This is a genomic window from Paenibacillus sp. J5, from assembly GCF_054955055.1.
The window spans coordinates 1-17,287 of record NZ_JBUEDD010000016.1 but is presented as its reverse complement, the minus strand read 5'-3'; the positions used below and the strand labels follow the sequence as shown (position 1 = coordinate 17,287).

General features: G+C 55.9%; 7 protein-coding genes. All 7 read left to right on the top strand.

Annotation, left to right across the window (positions count from 1 at the left end; all coding sequences use genetic code 11):
• Positions 1 to 137: 137 nt before the first annotated feature.
• Entirely contained in the window at positions 138 to 2,336 is a 2,199-nt protein-coding gene (locus tag ACY1JZ_RS23700) for a beta-galactosidase (protein ID WP_462631210.1), read from the top strand.
• Positions 2,333 to 4,546 carry a GH92 family glycosyl hydrolase gene (locus tag ACY1JZ_RS23695; RefSeq protein WP_462631209.1) on the top strand — a complete coding sequence of 738 codons (2,214 nt, stop codon included), beginning with the start codon at positions 2,333 to 2,335 and terminating at the stop codon, positions 4,544 to 4,546. Before ACY1JZ_RS23700 ends, ACY1JZ_RS23695 begins: the two co-directional genes overlap by 4 nt.
• Entirely contained in the window at positions 4,543 to 6,882 is a 2,340-nt protein-coding gene (locus tag ACY1JZ_RS23690; protein WP_462631207.1) for an alpha/beta hydrolase, read from the top strand. The genes ACY1JZ_RS23695 and ACY1JZ_RS23690 overlap by 4 nt, the downstream gene beginning before the upstream one ends.
• Before the next feature lie 38 nt (positions 6,883 to 6,920).
• Positions 6,921 to 7,976 (top strand): peptidylprolyl isomerase, encoded by a 1,056-nt coding sequence (locus ACY1JZ_RS23685; protein ID WP_462631205.1) that lies wholly within the window; start codon positions 6,921 to 6,923, stop codon positions 7,974 to 7,976.
• Between the two features lie 113 nt (positions 7,977 to 8,089).
• A complete protein-coding gene (locus tag ACY1JZ_RS23680) occupies positions 8,090 to 10,813 on the top strand; it encodes a right-handed parallel beta-helix repeat-containing protein (protein ID WP_462631203.1) in 2,724 nt (907 codons plus the stop codon).
• A 419-nt stretch (positions 10,814 to 11,232) separates the two neighbouring features.
• On the top strand, positions 11,233 to 14,442 hold the full coding sequence (locus ACY1JZ_RS23675) for an RCC1 domain-containing protein (protein ID WP_462631202.1): 3,210 nt from the start codon (positions 11,233 to 11,235) through the stop codon (positions 14,440 to 14,442).
• A 305-nt stretch (positions 14,443 to 14,747) separates the two neighbouring features.
• Positions 14,748 to 17,287, top strand: a 2,540-nt coding sequence (locus tag ACY1JZ_RS23670) for an RHS repeat domain-containing protein (protein ID WP_462631200.1), incomplete at its 3' end; no start/stop codon positions are given.

Genomic DNA, 17,287 nt, shown 5'->3' with positions numbered 1-17,287 from the left:
TGTGGTCAAGCTCCGATCCGTGGTCAAAACTCGATGCGGATTCCAGGCTGAATCGGTTGGTGATCCAAGACGGACGTTTTGAAGCGGCTTCTAACAGGTCTTGGGGCGTCCTAACAGCATAGGAAGAGGTGCACTCCATGACGCAAACGCAACAAGAGTTTATCCCGTTCGGCTTTCAATATTATCGTTCGCCGACGCCGTATCGCGACCAGTGGAAGCGTGATCTGCGACAGCTCGCAGAGCTGGGCTTCAACAGTGTGAAGTATTGGGTGCAATGGCGCAGCAGCACGCCCGAGCCGAATGTGTATCGGTTCGACGATATTCAGGAGCTGATGGACCTGGCGCATCGCTACGGCCTCAAGGTCATCCTGAATGTCATCTTCGACGTGGCGCCCGCATGGTTCGACCGGACTTACCCCGATGCGAGGATGGTCACGGCAGACGGAGCGGTTCTGGCGCCACGGGCGCTCAGCTATCGGCAGATCGGCGGCGCGCCGGGACCATGTTATCATCATCGGCCCGCGCAGCAGGCCAAGGACGAGTTCCTCGAAGCGGCGGTGCAGCAGTTCAAGGATCATCCGGCGCTATGGGTGTGGGATCTGTGGAACGAGCCTGAGCTGACGACGGGCATCAAGCGGACGCTCAGCTACGACAATCAGGTCTGCTACTGCGAGCATTCGATGGAGGCGTTCCATCGCTGGCTGGAGGACAGATACGGCACGCTGGAGCGGTTGAATGAGCGCTGGCAGCGCACGTATCCGCAGTGGTCGGAGATCGAGGCGCCGCGAGGCCAGGCTGTGTTTGCCGACCTTGTCGACTGGCGCTTGTTCATGTCCGAGGCGCTGACCGACGATCTGAAGCGGCGGGTCGCAGTCGTCAAGCGCTACGACCAGGCACATCAGGTCATGGTGCACACGGTGCCGGCGCCGATCTTCAATCTGATCACCTCCGGCTCCGATGACTTCAAGCTGGCCGAGCCGTGTGATCTGTTCGGCAACAGCCTGGGCTCCTCGGCCTGGTCGGCTGATCTGCTCATCTCGGCGGCCAAGGGCAAGAAGATCATCAACTCGGAGATTCACGCCTTGCCGGGAGATATGGCGTTGAAGCCGAAGAAGCTGTCGCTGCAGGAGCTGAAGCGGCATGTGCTGGTGCCGCTGGCCCGCGGCATCACCGGCTTCCTGTTCTGGCAATACCGGCCTGAGGTGCTCGGCCATGAGGCGCCTGCCTGGGGCAGCACGTACCTTGACGGCAGCGTCACGCCATGGCTGGAGGATATGGCCCGGCTCAATCGAGCCATCCAGTCTCGCGCTGATCGACTCGCGCGCGCCCGCAGGCCGTCTGACCGGATTGCCATCTGGTTCAGCAGTGCGGGCCAGATCGCCAGCTTCGGCATCTATGCGCATCTGGACGCCTATCATGACTCCGTGCAGGGCGTCCACAAGCTGCTGCATGATCTGGGCTACAAGGTTGAGTTCGTCTCCGATCAGGACCTGACGAGCGAGGGACTGGCAGACTATGCCTGCCTGATTCTGCCGCATCCGCTCTATCTGGACGAGCGGATGGCGCAGACGCTTGAGCAGTGGGTCGCTGGCGGCGGCCTGCTCCTCTCCGAGAGCGGGTTCGGCTCGATCCAGGCCGAGAACGGCAGCCACAGCTATACGGTGCCGGGCTACGGCTTCGACCGGGTATTCGGACTCCGGGAGACATGGGTGCACGCGCTGGAGAATCTCGACCATAGCTATCATCAGGTGAAGCTGCAGTCGACACAGACGATCCCGCTGTCGATGCCGTCTTCGCAGGAAGGTCGTCCGCTGACAGGAGCGGGAAGCTATTACCAGTGCGAGGTCGAGCTGGCCGAGCAGACGGAGGTGCTCGCCCGCTTCGATGAAGACGGCAGCCCGGCGATTACGCTCGCCCGCTACGGCCAGGGCAAGGCAGTCTGGATTGGCACGATGTTCGCCGCCGCCTACTGGAGGGAGGGGGGCGCGGACGCTCTGGCGATCTACCGGCGGCTGCTGGAGGAGCATCTGCACTGTCCCCCAGCGGTGACGGTGACGCCGGGCACGCTCCGTGCCGACTGGCTGTCCTGGGACGAGGCTGGCGAGCGAGGGGCGTTCCTGTTCGTCCATAACTGGGGCACAGAGCCAGCCTCAGCCACGATCGGCTTGCCTGCGCCGGTGAAGGGCGGCCGGGCATGGTTCGCAGAGGGCGAGCCGCTGCTCCGCTGCAAGCCGCAGTCGCCTGCGCAAGTGGAGGTTGAGCTGGCGCCCGGCGATATTCAGGTGTATGAGTTCGATATTCAGCTATGCGAGCTCGCAAAGGAGGCTAACCGATGAGCAAATTGCGTTTCGTCCAGCCGCTGCAGGGCACAGCCTCCGGCTACCACTTCTCCGAGGGGAACACCTTGCCGCTGATCGCGCGTCCATGGGGACAGGCGGCCTGGAGTCCACAGTCCGATGAGAGCGGCGCGGGCTGGTTTTTTCACCCGGGGCATCGGCGCTTCGAGGGCATTCGGCTGACGCATCAGCCGAGCCCGTGGATTCGCGACTACGCGCCGCTGGTTCTGATGCCGCAGACGGATGAGCTGGTGCTTGCGGCTGCCGATCGTTCGGCCTCGTATCGCCCGGAGCAGCTTGAGCTGCAGCCGCATCGCCTTCAGGTGGAGCTGCCGCGCTACGACATTATGCTCGAGCTTGCGCCAGCGATGCGCAGCGCCATCCTGCGCGCGACGTTCCGCCGGGAAGAGGGCGCACGCTGGCTGATCGCGCCTTGCCCTGGCGCGTCGAGCATCGCCATCGACCCGGCCCGGCGCTGCATCACGGGCAGCACCTCCGCCCACTTTGGCGAGGTACACCCGTCGTTCGCGATGCATTATGCGATCACGCTCGACTGCGCTATCGATGAGGCGCAGAGCGGCTTATTCACGCAGGATGGCCAGATACTGCCGGGGCAAGCTGGCGCTGGCGACGGGCTGGGCGCTTATGTCGGCGTGCTGCCGCCTTCGGGCGGTGTCGTGGAGCTTAGAATCGCCACCTCCTTCATCAGCGCCGAGCAAGCGCTGCTGAATCTCGAGCGCGAGCTGGCTGGACACGGGCTGGACAGCCTGCAGGCGGAGGCGGCAGAGGCGTGGGAGGATGTGCTGGACCGGATCGAGCTCGAGACGGCTGATGCTAGGACGAGCGCCACCTTCTATAGCTGCATGTACCGGCTCTGCCTGTTCCCGCGCACGATGCACGAGTACGATACGGATGACAGACGCATCCATTATAGTCCCTACGATGGGCAGGTGCATGAAGGGCCGATGTACGCCGATGTCGGCTTCTGGGATATTTATCGCACCACACTGCCGCTCTACAGCCTGCTGTTTCCCGAGCGGCTGGCGGAGATGACGGAGGCGTGGGTCAATATCTACCGGGAGAGCGGCTGGATGCCGAAGTGGATCTCGCCGGCTGAGCGAAGCGCGATGCCGGGCACGCTGATCGACGCTGCGATCGCCGATGCCTATGTCAAGGGCATCCGCGGCTTCGATGTGAAGACGGCATACGAGGGCTTGCGCAAGCATGCGATGGAACGGGCAGAGGATGGCCGTTATGGTCGGCCGGGGCTGGACGACTACGCGGCGCTAGGCTATCTGCCCTCCGATCGCCACCATGAGAGCGTGAGCAATGCGCTGGATTATTATTACGGCGACTTCTGCATCGCTCAACTGGCCAGAGCGCTCGGCAAGACGGAAGACTATGAGCGATTCCTCGCCCGCTCGCGCAACTATGCGCTGCTGTTCGATCAGGAGAGCGGATTCATGCGGCCGCGTGATGCGGCAGGCGCGTTCGAGCCGGAGTTCGATGAGCTGGCCTGGGGCGGCGCCTATTGCGAGGGCTCAGCGTGGCAGTGCAGTTGGGCGGTGCCGCATGACATCGCCGGTCTCGCGGAGCTGATGGGCGGCCGCGAGAGGATGCTCGCGAAGCTCGATCGTCTGTTCACGATGCCGCCGCTGTTCAAGGTAGGCGCCTACAGAGCGGAGATTCACGAGATGTCCGAGATGGCGGCAATCGACTACGGCCAGTTCGCGATCAGCAACCAGCCGAGCTTTCACCTGCCCTATATGTACGCGGTGCTTGGCGAGCGCCATCGGACACAGACATGGATCGACCGAACGACACGGGAGCTGTTCTCGGCAGAGCGCCTCCCGGGCGATGAGGATAACGGCAGTATGAGCGCCTGGTACATCTGGAGCATGCTCGGCCTGTATCCGTTCACACCCGGCGTCCCGCAGTATCTGTTGCTCGCGCCGCAGGTCAAGCGCGCGACGATCCTGCTGGAGAATGGCCAGACCATCGAGCTCACCGGGCCTGATCGCACGGCGGAGGAGCCGTACCTTGGCGAGGTGCGCTTGAATGGCGAACGCTATTCGTCGCTGTATATTCACCATGACGAGCTGGCGCGCGGCGCCCGACTGGAATATGCGCGCTCGGCTCAGCCTGAGAGGGCTGCGAAGCTGCCGAAGCAGTTGCCGTATTCGTTGACCAGAGAGGAGGCGGATGAATGACGGACGAGTTCGTACCGGATCACTATGTGCCGATCAGCGCCACTGTCCGTTGTGAGGCGGCCGGGGAGAGCGTGAGCCTTGCAGTCATCGGGACACTGCTGGCGACGCTGCTGGAGCGCGGGCATCGCCTGTATGTGGCCTGGGGCGAGGCGGGAAAGACCCGATATACGGAGGAGCTGGACGTCGACCTTGAGCAGGGCGAGGTGCGCTTCCACGCGCAAGGGCAGGGGCCGCATACGATCGTCGCTGAGACGCTGATCCACGCCTACCCGGTGACGACCCACTGGTCCGCCGACTTGAACGGTGGACGCGGGGGCTTCCAGTATGGTGCGTCCGATGGCTTGGGGCGGATCGACTGGGACGCTGGAGAGGGACAGCGCACGATTACAGGGAAGTTCCGCTGTGACGATGAGCGCAGCCCGTATTACTTCCGAAGCGAGCGCTATGCGCTGTGGGTGGATGAGCCGGAGGCGCGTGCGATGGCGTATGAGCGTTATGTCGGCGAGACCTACAGTCTCTATAGCGTCAGCGAGGCAGCCGCGCTCCGGCTCTCGGCGGAGGCGCTGGAGCATAGCGGCTATCCGGCCCTTATCCGCCGTGCCGACACGCCGCTCGCCGAGCTGGAGAGGGTGCCGGCGTTCCAGCTCATCCATAACGTCATCATCGGTCAGGGCGTGCATCGCAGCCTGGCAACCTACATTCTGCCGCCGATGTGGCAGCGCGCGGCGGCAGATTACCCGGCCATATTCAGCGGCTTCTACGATCAGAATGAAAATGTATTCTCCGTCATCGGCCCGGACATGCTGCGCGTCATCGGCAAGCTGTACACCGAGCGCGGCGCGGGGGTCGTCGGCATCATCTGGAACGGCGGTGGCTCGATCGGCACACGAACGCTGCAGCAGTCCATCTATGCAAATCTGGATGAACTGTTCGAGCGGGCGATTCAAGATTTCGGCGTCCGCGAGGACGGGATCGTCACGGTCGGCGGCTCCCGGGGCGGCTTCGCCAGCCTGCTGGCCGCCGCCAACCCGAGCACCCAGAGCTACCGCGTCCGCTATGCGGTATGCGCCAATGTGCCATTTCTGATCGGCTCGCCGCTGCTCACGATGCTAAACTCGACGCACCCGATCCTCGACCAGGCGCTGTGCGAGGATACCGGCTACAAGGATGCCTGGCGGAGGGAGTGGCGCGACGAGCTGGGCAAGTCGGGGATGGAGCGCTTCCTGGAGACGACGCTGGGAACGAGCGACCTGGCGGAGATCGATGAGGTGCGCTCACCCGCATCCGAGACGGTCATGCGGCGGCTGGCCGCGAACGGTACGCAGGTGATTCTGAGTCATGGCACGCATGATCCATTCACTGCAAGCTGGCTCGCCTACCGCTGGGTGGATCGTGCCCGTGCGCTCGGCATCCCGGTTCGGCATGAGATCGGCTACCGGTTCGGGCATAACAACTGCACCCTTCCGATGGATCGCGCAAGGTGCTGTCTGGAGCGTATCCTGAGCGGCGAGCCGCTGGCGATGGCGGGGGACCTCCACTACGTTCGGGCTTCCGAGGAGCCCGCCGACTGGAGCCGCTCCGCGCTGCTTAAGGTCGATCGTCAGCCGCTATTCTTCGAGGGGCCGAAGGTCGTCGTCCGCGGCGCGGCCAATGACTTCACCCTCTATGGCGTGCCAGGCATGGACTATCGCTTGACGCTGGTGCCTAGCCAGCCGCAGGCTGGTGACGTTGACGTTGACGTTGACGTTGACGTTGACGTTGACGTTGACGTTGACGTTGGCGGTGGAGGAAAGGCCATCATGACAGAGGGCGAATCCGCGGTGACAGAGAGCCGAGATGAGCATTCCTCTGGCATGCGTCAGGGAGACGGCGAGGTCATGGAGACGGAGTCCGTGATGACGGAGTCCGCAATGACGAAGACTGCAATGACGGAGACTGCAATGGCAGAGATCGTAATGATGGAGCCAGCAGAGACGGAGGGGGCATGCGCAATGTCTGCACATGAGCTTTCTCCCGATAAGTATCAGTCAGACGATGGCGAGGTCGTGGTGATGGAGGGGCGGCTGGAGGCGCTCCCCGGCATGCGCGAGGGCTTCTCGTATGCGATAAGTTACCGGGACATTACTGGCGAGCTGCATGGTGAAGCATACCGTTATCGGCTCCGGTACCGACTGCCAGGCGAGGACGGCTGGCGTGAGGGTCTGCCGCATACGCCGCAGCCCGATCACCCCGAGCCGACGCTGAAGGTGCTCAAGACGCAGCCGAATCCGCTGCAGCCGGAGTGGATCAGCATGACCTTGCAGCACTTCATCGGCTGGGGCTTGAGCGAGGTATAGGTGGGAGTAGCGATACCAAGGACAGGAGGGAGGGCGAGATGAAGAACAGGAACAAGCCGAAGCGCTGGCTGCCCGCCGCGGCGCTGCTTACGCTGGTCGCCGTGCTGGTGCTGTTCGGCGGCTGGCTGAGCCGGGATGCGCGCGAGGGTCTGGATGCCGGGGAGGTCGTCGCGACGATCGACGGGCACCCGGTCAAGTACGGCGAGCTGCGCCTCTTCATGGAGCGTCAGCGCAGCCTTGTCGTGCAGCAGTTCTACACGGCCTATGGAGCGGTCGATCAAGCGGGCTACTGGTATGCCGAGTATGGCACAGAGCGGCCGATCGATGTCCTGCTTGAGCAGGCGCTGGACGAGGCGCTGGATACGAAGGCGCTGCAGGTGCTCGCACAGCGCTATGGACTGGTGGAGGAGATCGACTACGAGACCTTTCATCGTCAGTGGATCGAGGAGAACGATCGGCGCGAGCAAGCGGCGGGGACTGGTGAGGTGATCTATGGCCCCGAGCAGTACGACGAGGCCGGGTATTATCGCTACCTCACTGATCGCCTGGTACTCGCGCTGCAGCGGAAGCTCGCCGCGGAGGACGAGGAGCCGTCAGCGGAGGCGCTCGCCAACTACTATCTCGCTCATCGCGATCGCTTCGGCCTCCGTGATGAGCTGACGGTCAGGATGTACACCTGTTCTGTCCCGGAGGGGGCAGAGGCGTCGGTCATCGAGGCGGCGCTGCAGCGGATGAAGGACTGGCAGGAGGCAGACGCAGCTACGCGACAGCGCGACGCAGAGGTCAGCCAGACGGTGCGCGTATTCGACAACAGCACGAGCAAGCAGGATACGGGATGGGACTACGGTCTCTACAGGCATGCCTCCATGCTGCAGCCTGGCGAGTGGAGCGAGGCGTTCTATCATAACGGGTTCATCTACGTTCTGGAGGGTCTGGAGCGCAAGCCCGGCGGCTATCTCCCGCTGGAGGACGTACTGCCGCTCGTGAAGCAGCAATACGCCAAGGAGCGGTATGCCGAGGCGGTACGGCAATATCGGAAGCAAGCGAATATCGTCATCGAGGAGCGACTGGCCGAACGGATGCGTTATGAATAAGACGTGTCCCGCTCGGCATCTCCCGGAAGGGGGGTGACGCCAACTACGAAATGAGAGCGTTTACTTAAAAGTGTGGTGGATCATCAGCAGCAGAACAGAGGAGGTTATAAGCAATGCGTACAAAGAGACTCGAAAACCTGCTCGTCGCTGTCCTGACGAGCGCGCTCCTGCTTACGATGCTCAGTGGAGCGATGGGAAGCGGCGTTGCCTACGCCGCACAGACGACGTACTATGTGGACGCGCAGGACGGCAATGATCAGTGGAGCGGCACGACCGCAAGCCGTCCCTGGAAGTCGCTCGACAAGGTGAATGCGACGACTTTCGAGGCAGGCGATCGGATCTTGCTGAAGAAAAATCGCACCTGGTTCGGTCAGCTCCATCCCAAGGGCTCGGGCGCGTCAGGCAATCCGATCACCATCGGCTCCTACGGAATCGGCAACCGGCCCGTCATCAATGGCGGCTCGCTCACGAGCGGCGCTGCGGTCTACTTGCTGAACCAGCAATACTGGGTCATCGAAAATCTGGAGGTCATCAACAATTCTGGAAGCGATAACGCCGGTACGGCTACGACAGCGGGCGTTGCCCGCTACGGCATCCTAGTCGAGGCCAATGGCGCGGGTACGAAGCTGAACGACATCCGCATCCAGAACAACTACGTTCATGAGGTGAATGGCTGCTTCAACTGTGCGCCGCTGCTCGATGCGCATATTAACGGCGGCATTACCGTAAGGGCGACGGGAAGTAACGATTCGTTCAACGGGGTGCTGATCGAGAACAACCGCGTCGAGAATGTCGGGCGGGATGGCATTACCTTTTGGCAGGATCGGTATTTTGCATGGGATCAACTGGTCGTGGATGTCGCCAGACTGAGCACCGGCGTGGTCATCCGCAACAACAACATCGCCGATACGGACGGCGAGTCGATCCTCGTCTTCGGCGCCAACGGCGCGCTGATCGAGCGCAATGTCGGCAAGGCTGCGGGCTCGCGCTTCATCCCTGGCGGGGACATGAATGCCTCGGTGTCGATGTTCCCTACCCGCTCTGCCAATACAGTGATGCAATATAATGAAGCGTATCTGACGCAATTCAACGACACCGACGGACAGGGCTTCGATATTGATCTCGGTCATGATAACGGTCTGGTACAGTACAATTACAGCCATCATAACGAGGGCGGCTTCCTGCTCTTGATCGACGTGGAGAGCAGCGCTTATCCGGCGACCGTAACGAACACGACGATTCGTTACAATATCAGCGAAAATGACGGGCCGGTAAAAGGCCTGATCACCTTCGCGCTGGCGCTGCCGAACAATACGCATATTTACAATAACACGTTCTACAACGATCATCCGACGATTCGGCCGATCTATTGCGACGACTATTGCCAGACGAATCCGAAGAAAGCAGGCAAGGTATGGAGCTTCAAGAACAATATCGTCTACACGACGGGCTCTGCCGAGTATGTCTTGCCGAGCACGACAGGACAGATCGACTACAATCTGTACTATGGCGGCCATCATGCCAGCGAACCAAACGATGTTCACAAATTGACATCCGATCCGTTCTTCGTCCAACCGGGCAGCGGCGGCATCGGGCTGCATACGGTCTCCGGCTACAAGCTGCGGGAAGGCTCGCCGGCGCTGGGCAGCGGCGTAGTTATCGCTAACAACGGGGGCAAGGATTACTATGGCAATCCGGTCTCCGCGACGGCTGCCCCGCATCGCGGCTTTTACAACGGTGCTGCGATCTCGAATGCAGCAGCGACTGCGATTCTGGATGCGAAGGCGGCGATCGAAGCGCTGCCATCCGCTCAGGCGTTGCAGCTTACCGATGCGGGTGCGGTTGAGGCGGCTAGAGCGCTCGTAGCTGCGGCTCTGACCGCAGGCGCGACAGCGGACGATGTGATCAATCTGGCGAAGCTGACCGAGCTGGAGCAGCGGCTGAGCCGGCTGCTTGATCCGCTGCTGGCGAAGATCGATGCAGCCATCGCAGCCATCGACCAGTTGCCAGCGGCTAGCGAGCTGGTGTACGGGGACAAAACGGCGGTTCAAGCGGCTCGCGCGTTAGTCGATGCAGCCATCGCAGACGGCGCTTCTCCATCGGCGATTATCAATACACAGCATCTGGCAGACAACGAGGCGCAGATCGCGCTGCTGGAGGCGGACTATCTCGTCGTGGCCGCAGCGATCCAGTCGGCGATCGATGCAATCGACGCTCTGCCGCCACTGCCAGCGTTAGCTCTAACGGACAAGTCGTCCGTTGAGGCTGCACGCGCGCTGGTTGACGCAGCCAAGTCGCAGGGCGCACCTGAATCGAGTGTGCTCAATATCGGGACACTGAACGCGGCAGAGGCCCGCATCCTGGAGCTCAGGATCGCGAGCCGGGTCACCTGGACGGATACATTCAACAATCTGAACCTGTCCTATATGAAGTCATCCGGTTGGGTGCTGGATTCGACCAATACGTCGACGTATTTCGAAGGAGATAGCTCCCGGCTCAGCCGTTCGAACAGCAGTACACAGTCGATGATCTATGAGGCGACGGCTGGACACCATATCGCAGGCTTCCGGGCGAAGAGCTACTACTTTATTAATCCGGGAACGGTGATGGTCTATGGTACGGCTACTGATCCTGGACTGAGCTCTACTGTATGGACGCCAATTGCCTATACATCGGCTGATCCGGTCGTGACGAGCGGGCAGTGGCGGCGCACGTATCTGACGAACAGCGCAGAGCTGCCAGAGGGGCTGCGGTACATCAAGTTCGAGATTACGGGCTCGCCGAGCTACTCCCCTCAGATCGGCACCCTGGAGCTGTCCATGGAGCCCACGTTGTAGTCTGAAGCGAAGCGATAGATAGCAGGAATGAGCAGCAAGAGACACCCCGGGACGATTGTGTCCGATGGGGTGTCTCTGTTTGTGTTTCTTGGAACATGTACCTCGGAAGCTTTCGATCCTTCGTCACGCACTCCTAGAAAGATGTCTGTTTCAATAGGGATAATCGAGACCTGTTAGGGGCAGGGTGTGCATTCTCTACAAATTTTACAAAAAATTTAGCATTTTCGACAATAAGTATTGTTTTTCGACAATATGACTATATACCCATTTTTTAGATCATGAACTATAATGAGTTGAACAGATTACAGAGGATAGGGGAGGCGTTTATTCTGAATGAGGATAGTGCTTCAGGAGCGTGTTCAGTACAGAGATAGTTAAGCAGCAGGACAAGAATATAATGAACAGAAGAGGTGTATTGAATGGGTAAGAAGATGCATATTCGATGGCTTATTGTCGTACTGTGCTGGATGTTAGCAGGCACATTAATCTATCCGCTTTCTACCAAGGCACAATCGGGCAGCGGGCCTCATGTCGTTTCTACGATTCCGCTAGAGCAACAGAGCGGGATAGCGGTGGATTCAATTATGCAGATCGAATTTGATGAGGAGGTTGTAGCTGTTGATAATGTTGAACCTATAGTGGTTCTATCGTCAGAAGGAGTCGTGCCTTCGGACAAGTCCATTCAAGGCAAGACTTTAACGATCACACCGCAACACCCTTTGCCATATGACCAGACGATTTTTGTCTACATCCCTAATGATTCCTTACAGAGTGTGACCGGAGAGTTGCTGCAGCAAACATATACCTTCTCTTATCGGACAGAGACTCATCCTGTCATTGAACTGGAACCTGTATCAGAATTGAGTGTTATGTATGCGTCTCCAACTGTTCAACAGGAAGTAGACGTCGATACCCCGCTTTATCTTCAATTCAACACATTGATTCAAGCAGATGAGCAATATAGTGGCATTAACCTGAGGATGGGAGAGGCAGAGATCCCGGTGCAGACGGTTATCCAGGACGACATACTGTGGCTCATTCCGGATCAGCCGCTGCAGCATGATGAGTATTACGAAGTAATGGTTCCTGCGGGAGCGATTCAGTCAGTGACGGGCGCTCTCCAGAATGATATGTATACGTATACATTCGAAACTGCACCAGCTCGGCTAATGATGATGAGATCGGCCCATGCGCAAAAGCAAGTTAAACTTGCTGTAGGTTTCTATTCAACGGCTGAGGTAAGGTCCGATGGTACAGTATGGACGTGGGGATACAATAATAAGGGGCAACTGGGTGACGGGACAACCGTGAACACCAAAATACCGAAACAGGTGCTTGGCCCCGGTGGGAATAATGTAGCTTCCGTAGCAGCGGGATCGGAGTATATGGTTGCTCTAAAGACGGATGGAAGTGTGTGGACTTGGGGAGACAATCAATATGGTCTTCTTGGCGATGGTACGATGACAACCACCTCCACATCTGTTCAAGTGAAGGGTGCTGGGGGAGTTGGCTTCATGAGTGACATCACAGCAATCTCTGCAAGCACATCAGACCGAGTCGTCCTAAAATCAAATGGGACGGTATGGACGTGGGGATATAACTATGATGGAAATCTGGGTGACGGAACAAGGATAAGACGGACGACACCAGTTCCTGTCAAGGGTCCCGGAGGGCAGGGGATTCTATCCAACATTACTGCAATAGACACTAAAGCGGGACATATGTTGGCGCTTCGCTCAGATGGTACAGTCTGGGCTTGGGGGAGGAACGATTATGGGCAATTAGGCGATGGGACAACAATCGACCGCCATACCCCTGTACAAGTGAAAGGGCTTGAAGGCACGGGCGTATTAACCGATGTCATTGCAGTATCGGCGGGTAACGTGAGTAGCTATGCTTTGAAATCAGATGGTTCCGTGTGGAGTTGGGGAGCAAACACATTCAATATGCTAGGAGATGGCACTGCGGTGCATCGTTCAACCCCGGTACAGGTGAAACAGCAAGGGATGGGCTTCCTGTTTGATATTGTAGCGATTGAGGCTGGTGGGATGAGTGCATATGCCTTGAAATCCGATGGTACGCTTTATAGTTGGGGAAGCAATGCGATGGGAGAGTTAGGCGATGGTACGACAACAGACAGATCGAATTCAGTTAAAGTGAAAAACGAAACGAATTCCGACGGCGTGCAAGCGATTTCTTTTCTTGCTGCTGGAAGCTCCATGGTCTTGGCTTTAAAAGCAGATGGAACATTGTTGGGTTGGGGGTTTAATTATTATGGACAACTTGGCGATGGAACAACGACATCAAGAAGTTTACCGGTCGTTTTGGGGAACTCCTCCGGAGGCTTACCAAAACAGGAAGTTCCGATTGCTGCGGGGCGTTCACATACCGCATATATTAAACCCGATGGCACTGTCTGGAGTTGGGGAGCCAACGATTATGGTCAATTAGGCGATGGAACGACGATACAACGGCGCTCTCCAGTGCAAGTGAAGGGTCTGGTTAGTATAGTTGCCGTTACTGCAAGCAACAATCATACACTCGCATTAAAATCCGACGGCACCGTCTGGAGTTGGGGTTTGAATGACTCCGGTCAATTAGGCGATGGAACGACGACCTTTACTCGCCATACACCTGTACAGGTGAAGGGAATGGGTGGTACAGGTTATTTAACTGATATCGTAGCAATTCGTACAAATAATTATCATTCTGTGGCCTTGAAATCCGACGGTACGGTATGGACATGGGGCAAAAATAACTTCGGTCAGTTGGGAAATGGAACGAGCAGCTCATACTATGCACCAGTACAGGTCAGAGGCCGCTTTGGTATTGGAGAATTGACGAATATCGTATCCATTGCCGCTGGGACATATCATACCGTGGTACTAAAAGTGGATGGTACCGTGTGGAGTTGGGGCTACAATGCTTATGGTCAATTAGGCGATGGCACGGAAACTAATAGCCAGACACCAGTTCAGGTCAAGTGGGGCAGGCATCCCTTGACTTCAATCACGGCATTGGATGCTGGTGATCTTTTTACTGTTGCTCTTGATGCTCTAGGGACTGTCTATAGTTGGGGCTTCGGTGGGTTCGGCCGCCTGGGCAACGGAGAAACAAGCAACCAATTGACACCTGTGACCGTGAAGAGAATGGGAGGGGAAGGTATATTGCGTAACGTGAAAACGTTGAGCACAGGCGTTTCGCATACGGCGGCAATCGCAACAGATGGTACTGTCTGGAGCTGGGGAGACAACACGAGCGGCGGCCTGGGGGATGGAACGACGACGGACAGAACAACTCCGGTACAAGTCAGAGGAGCCGGTGGAGTTGGTATCATGTCGAATGTTGCGAATATTGCCGTTGGACTCAACTATACAACCGTAGTAACAAGTGATAACAATGTATGGAGTTGGGGGAATAACGCCAGCGGTCAGTTTGGTAATGGGACAAATGTAAATTCCTTCTATCCAACAGGCGTGAAGTGGCCCAAGCTTAATGTGTATCAATACGATGCCTCCAATCGCTTGATTGTCTTCCAGTTCTGGGTTGGAGATAACGAATACCGTCGGATATATACCTACGATGCTAACGGAAACCTGGTTTCGACGGTGACGAATCTGGTGTCCTAGTCAGATTCTGGCCTTATTCTGAATTGGAGGATGGTAGTCGAAGCTCAATACAAACCCTACAAAACATGCATTATGTTGATGAGAATAGGGGACTTGAAGAAATTAGGCCGCAAATTTTCGAGTCGACCAATGTGAGTGCAATGAAACGAACGGGAGCCCAGGCTTTGCTGTCCGACAGTTATGAAATTGCCCGAATTCCCTTTGAATAGACTATTCCAAAAGATTTGCCGCGCAAGCACTGTAGTGTGGAACGAGCAATCTTATTGCAGTAATAGAGTTAGATGGACATAGAGGGAGGATTTTTTTTGAGACGATTACTATCATTCATGCTCATTTTTACCATCCTTTTCGGAATGTTTCCAGGGGAGATGGCATGGAGCCAAGAGACGATCCAGCCAATGGACGGTACAATCCGTCAGGAAGGTACAATAATAACCGAGGAAGATGAAGAATTATTAAGTCAGGAAACCGTGATGCGCTCCAACGAGGATCGTGTGCTTGAAGATATGGAGCAGATCGACTTCACTGAGGAAGTGGAGGAAGACCAAGGTATTCCAATTGGGGACCCACAGTTTGTAGAGGACGTGGAATCGTTGAAGGGACGGGCTGTTAATCCTAGTATGATGCGGACGCAGCTTGCAGCGACAACCAGTTCTATCCCTGATCCAAGAATTCTAAAAACGATAGGCGATGCCAATATAAGGCAATCACAGGCCCCCTTCTCTATTTCAAATGAGTTTGAAAATATATCTACAATGGATGGAAGCTTAAGTGTGGAAGAGACGGATCTCACGCTTCCTGGTCGTAACGGTCTATCTTTCACACTCACTCGCATGTATGATTCTGCGAATTCAAGCTTCTTCAAAAAGGGCTATCAGGTCAGTGGGTATTGTAATTGTTATATAGCATTTCATGGGGCTAAATTTAAGGAAACTGAAAATATAGTTACGAAGGAGAAGAGTGAAACCTTTCTACAGAATGGGTTTATGACGCATATTACTGCAGAGATGGGGTATATTGATTCCGCCGTCGCGTGGTATGGTTATTTTGCAGCGAGAAAACAAGATGGTGCTAAAGCCATGATAACTGCATGGTCCGATGCAGATAGTGCAGGCAACCGCAGCCGTATCGTCACTTATGTGACCATGGATCGGCAGGTTAGCTTAGTCCAAGAGTTTTATAACGCCCTGGATCACGGTTACCGTGATCGAGTCACAGAGAAAACAGAGGAGGAGCAGCTTTTCCCGATCGGGAAGGGCTGGTCATGGGATATTCCCTATATTACATGGGACCAAAACCGAAGCTTTCTCAAAATGGGTAGACAGGGCTCATATGAAATATCAGGTAATACATTAAAAAATTACCCATTCAAAGATTTAACTCTGGCTAACGATTCTACAGTAAAAGTCAATGGTCTGTCATCCAGCAGGGTGTTGAAAACGAACAAGGGTCTGCGATATTACTTTGCGTCAAACGGGAAATTAATACAGATCGCTGATGCCTACAACAATACAGTCCAATTTCACTATAACACTCACGAGATCTATGGCAACGTATTAACCGATATTATCGATGCAATCGGCAATAAGATTCATATTGAATATTCCAAGTCTGCCGTAGTTCTCACTCAAGGAACGAAAACGGTAACCTATGACAAAAAGACTCATATTACCTATGACCAGCATCGTCCTTTTGTAGAGTATGAGACAGAGCTGCTTGCTAAAGTGACAGATCCGCAAGGAAGGAACACACAATACACCTATAATTTGGCTAAGCCAACATATAAGATTTCGACGCGATTACCTGACACCATTAATCCGGCTGCTTTACTGAGTCAAATTGTATATCCGACAGGAGCAAAAACGGAATATACCTATGGATCTGTCCGCAGGGAGATTGGATCAGGCGCACATCAGTATGAATATCGTATATCTTCACGCAAAGATATTGCCAACGGCCAGCAATCTAATCGCCAGGATTATACCTATACTAGTCCAAGCGGGTTCCCTACAGATTATGCATCCTCGTATAATCAAAATATCGCAAATTTTTATGTCAATGTAAGTGACGGCTTGACCACCACGGTCTTCGATCATCGTAAAAAAGTGACCAATGAGAATGAGGCGCCTGTGATCTACACGAATCAATTCCTTCAGAAGGTCGGAGATGAGCAGAAGGTTACCACCTTCAAATATGATGAGGCGAAGAAAAATACAAGGCCAATCGAAACAAGCACACAATATAAAAAAGGCACACAGAGTTTGGCTGAATTAAAAACTACTCGGGTGTATGACGATTTTGGCAATATCGTCACCGAGACTAATCCAAGAGGCGTAACTGTTACGTATGGATATTCTGCGACAGGACTGCTGATCAGCCAGCTAGAGCCAGCAAGCGCGACAGAATCACGGTACACATCCTTCACGCGTAACAGCCAGGGGAGCGTAACGCAGATTCAGGTAAGAGCCAATCAGGTCAATGGCCCTTTATTGTCCCAAGTCAGTATTAATCAGTTCGATGCTTACGGTAATCCGCTCCGTACAACTATTAAGGATGATAGCAAGGATATCGTCTATATTACGGAATTTGGTGCCGCGTATAACTATGCGTTTCCGACAAAACAGACGATTCAAACCTCGAAAGTGAATGGTCAAACTCAGCAGACAGTCAATACCTTCACTTATGATAAATCCACTGGATTGGTCATGTCGTATACGGATGGGAAAGGGTACCAGACTAAACTGCAGTATGACAAATTAAACAGACTTGTCTCGGTTATACATCCGGATAACTCATCCTCTGGGGTTACTTTTAATGATGTATTGAATCAAGCGATCATGAAGGA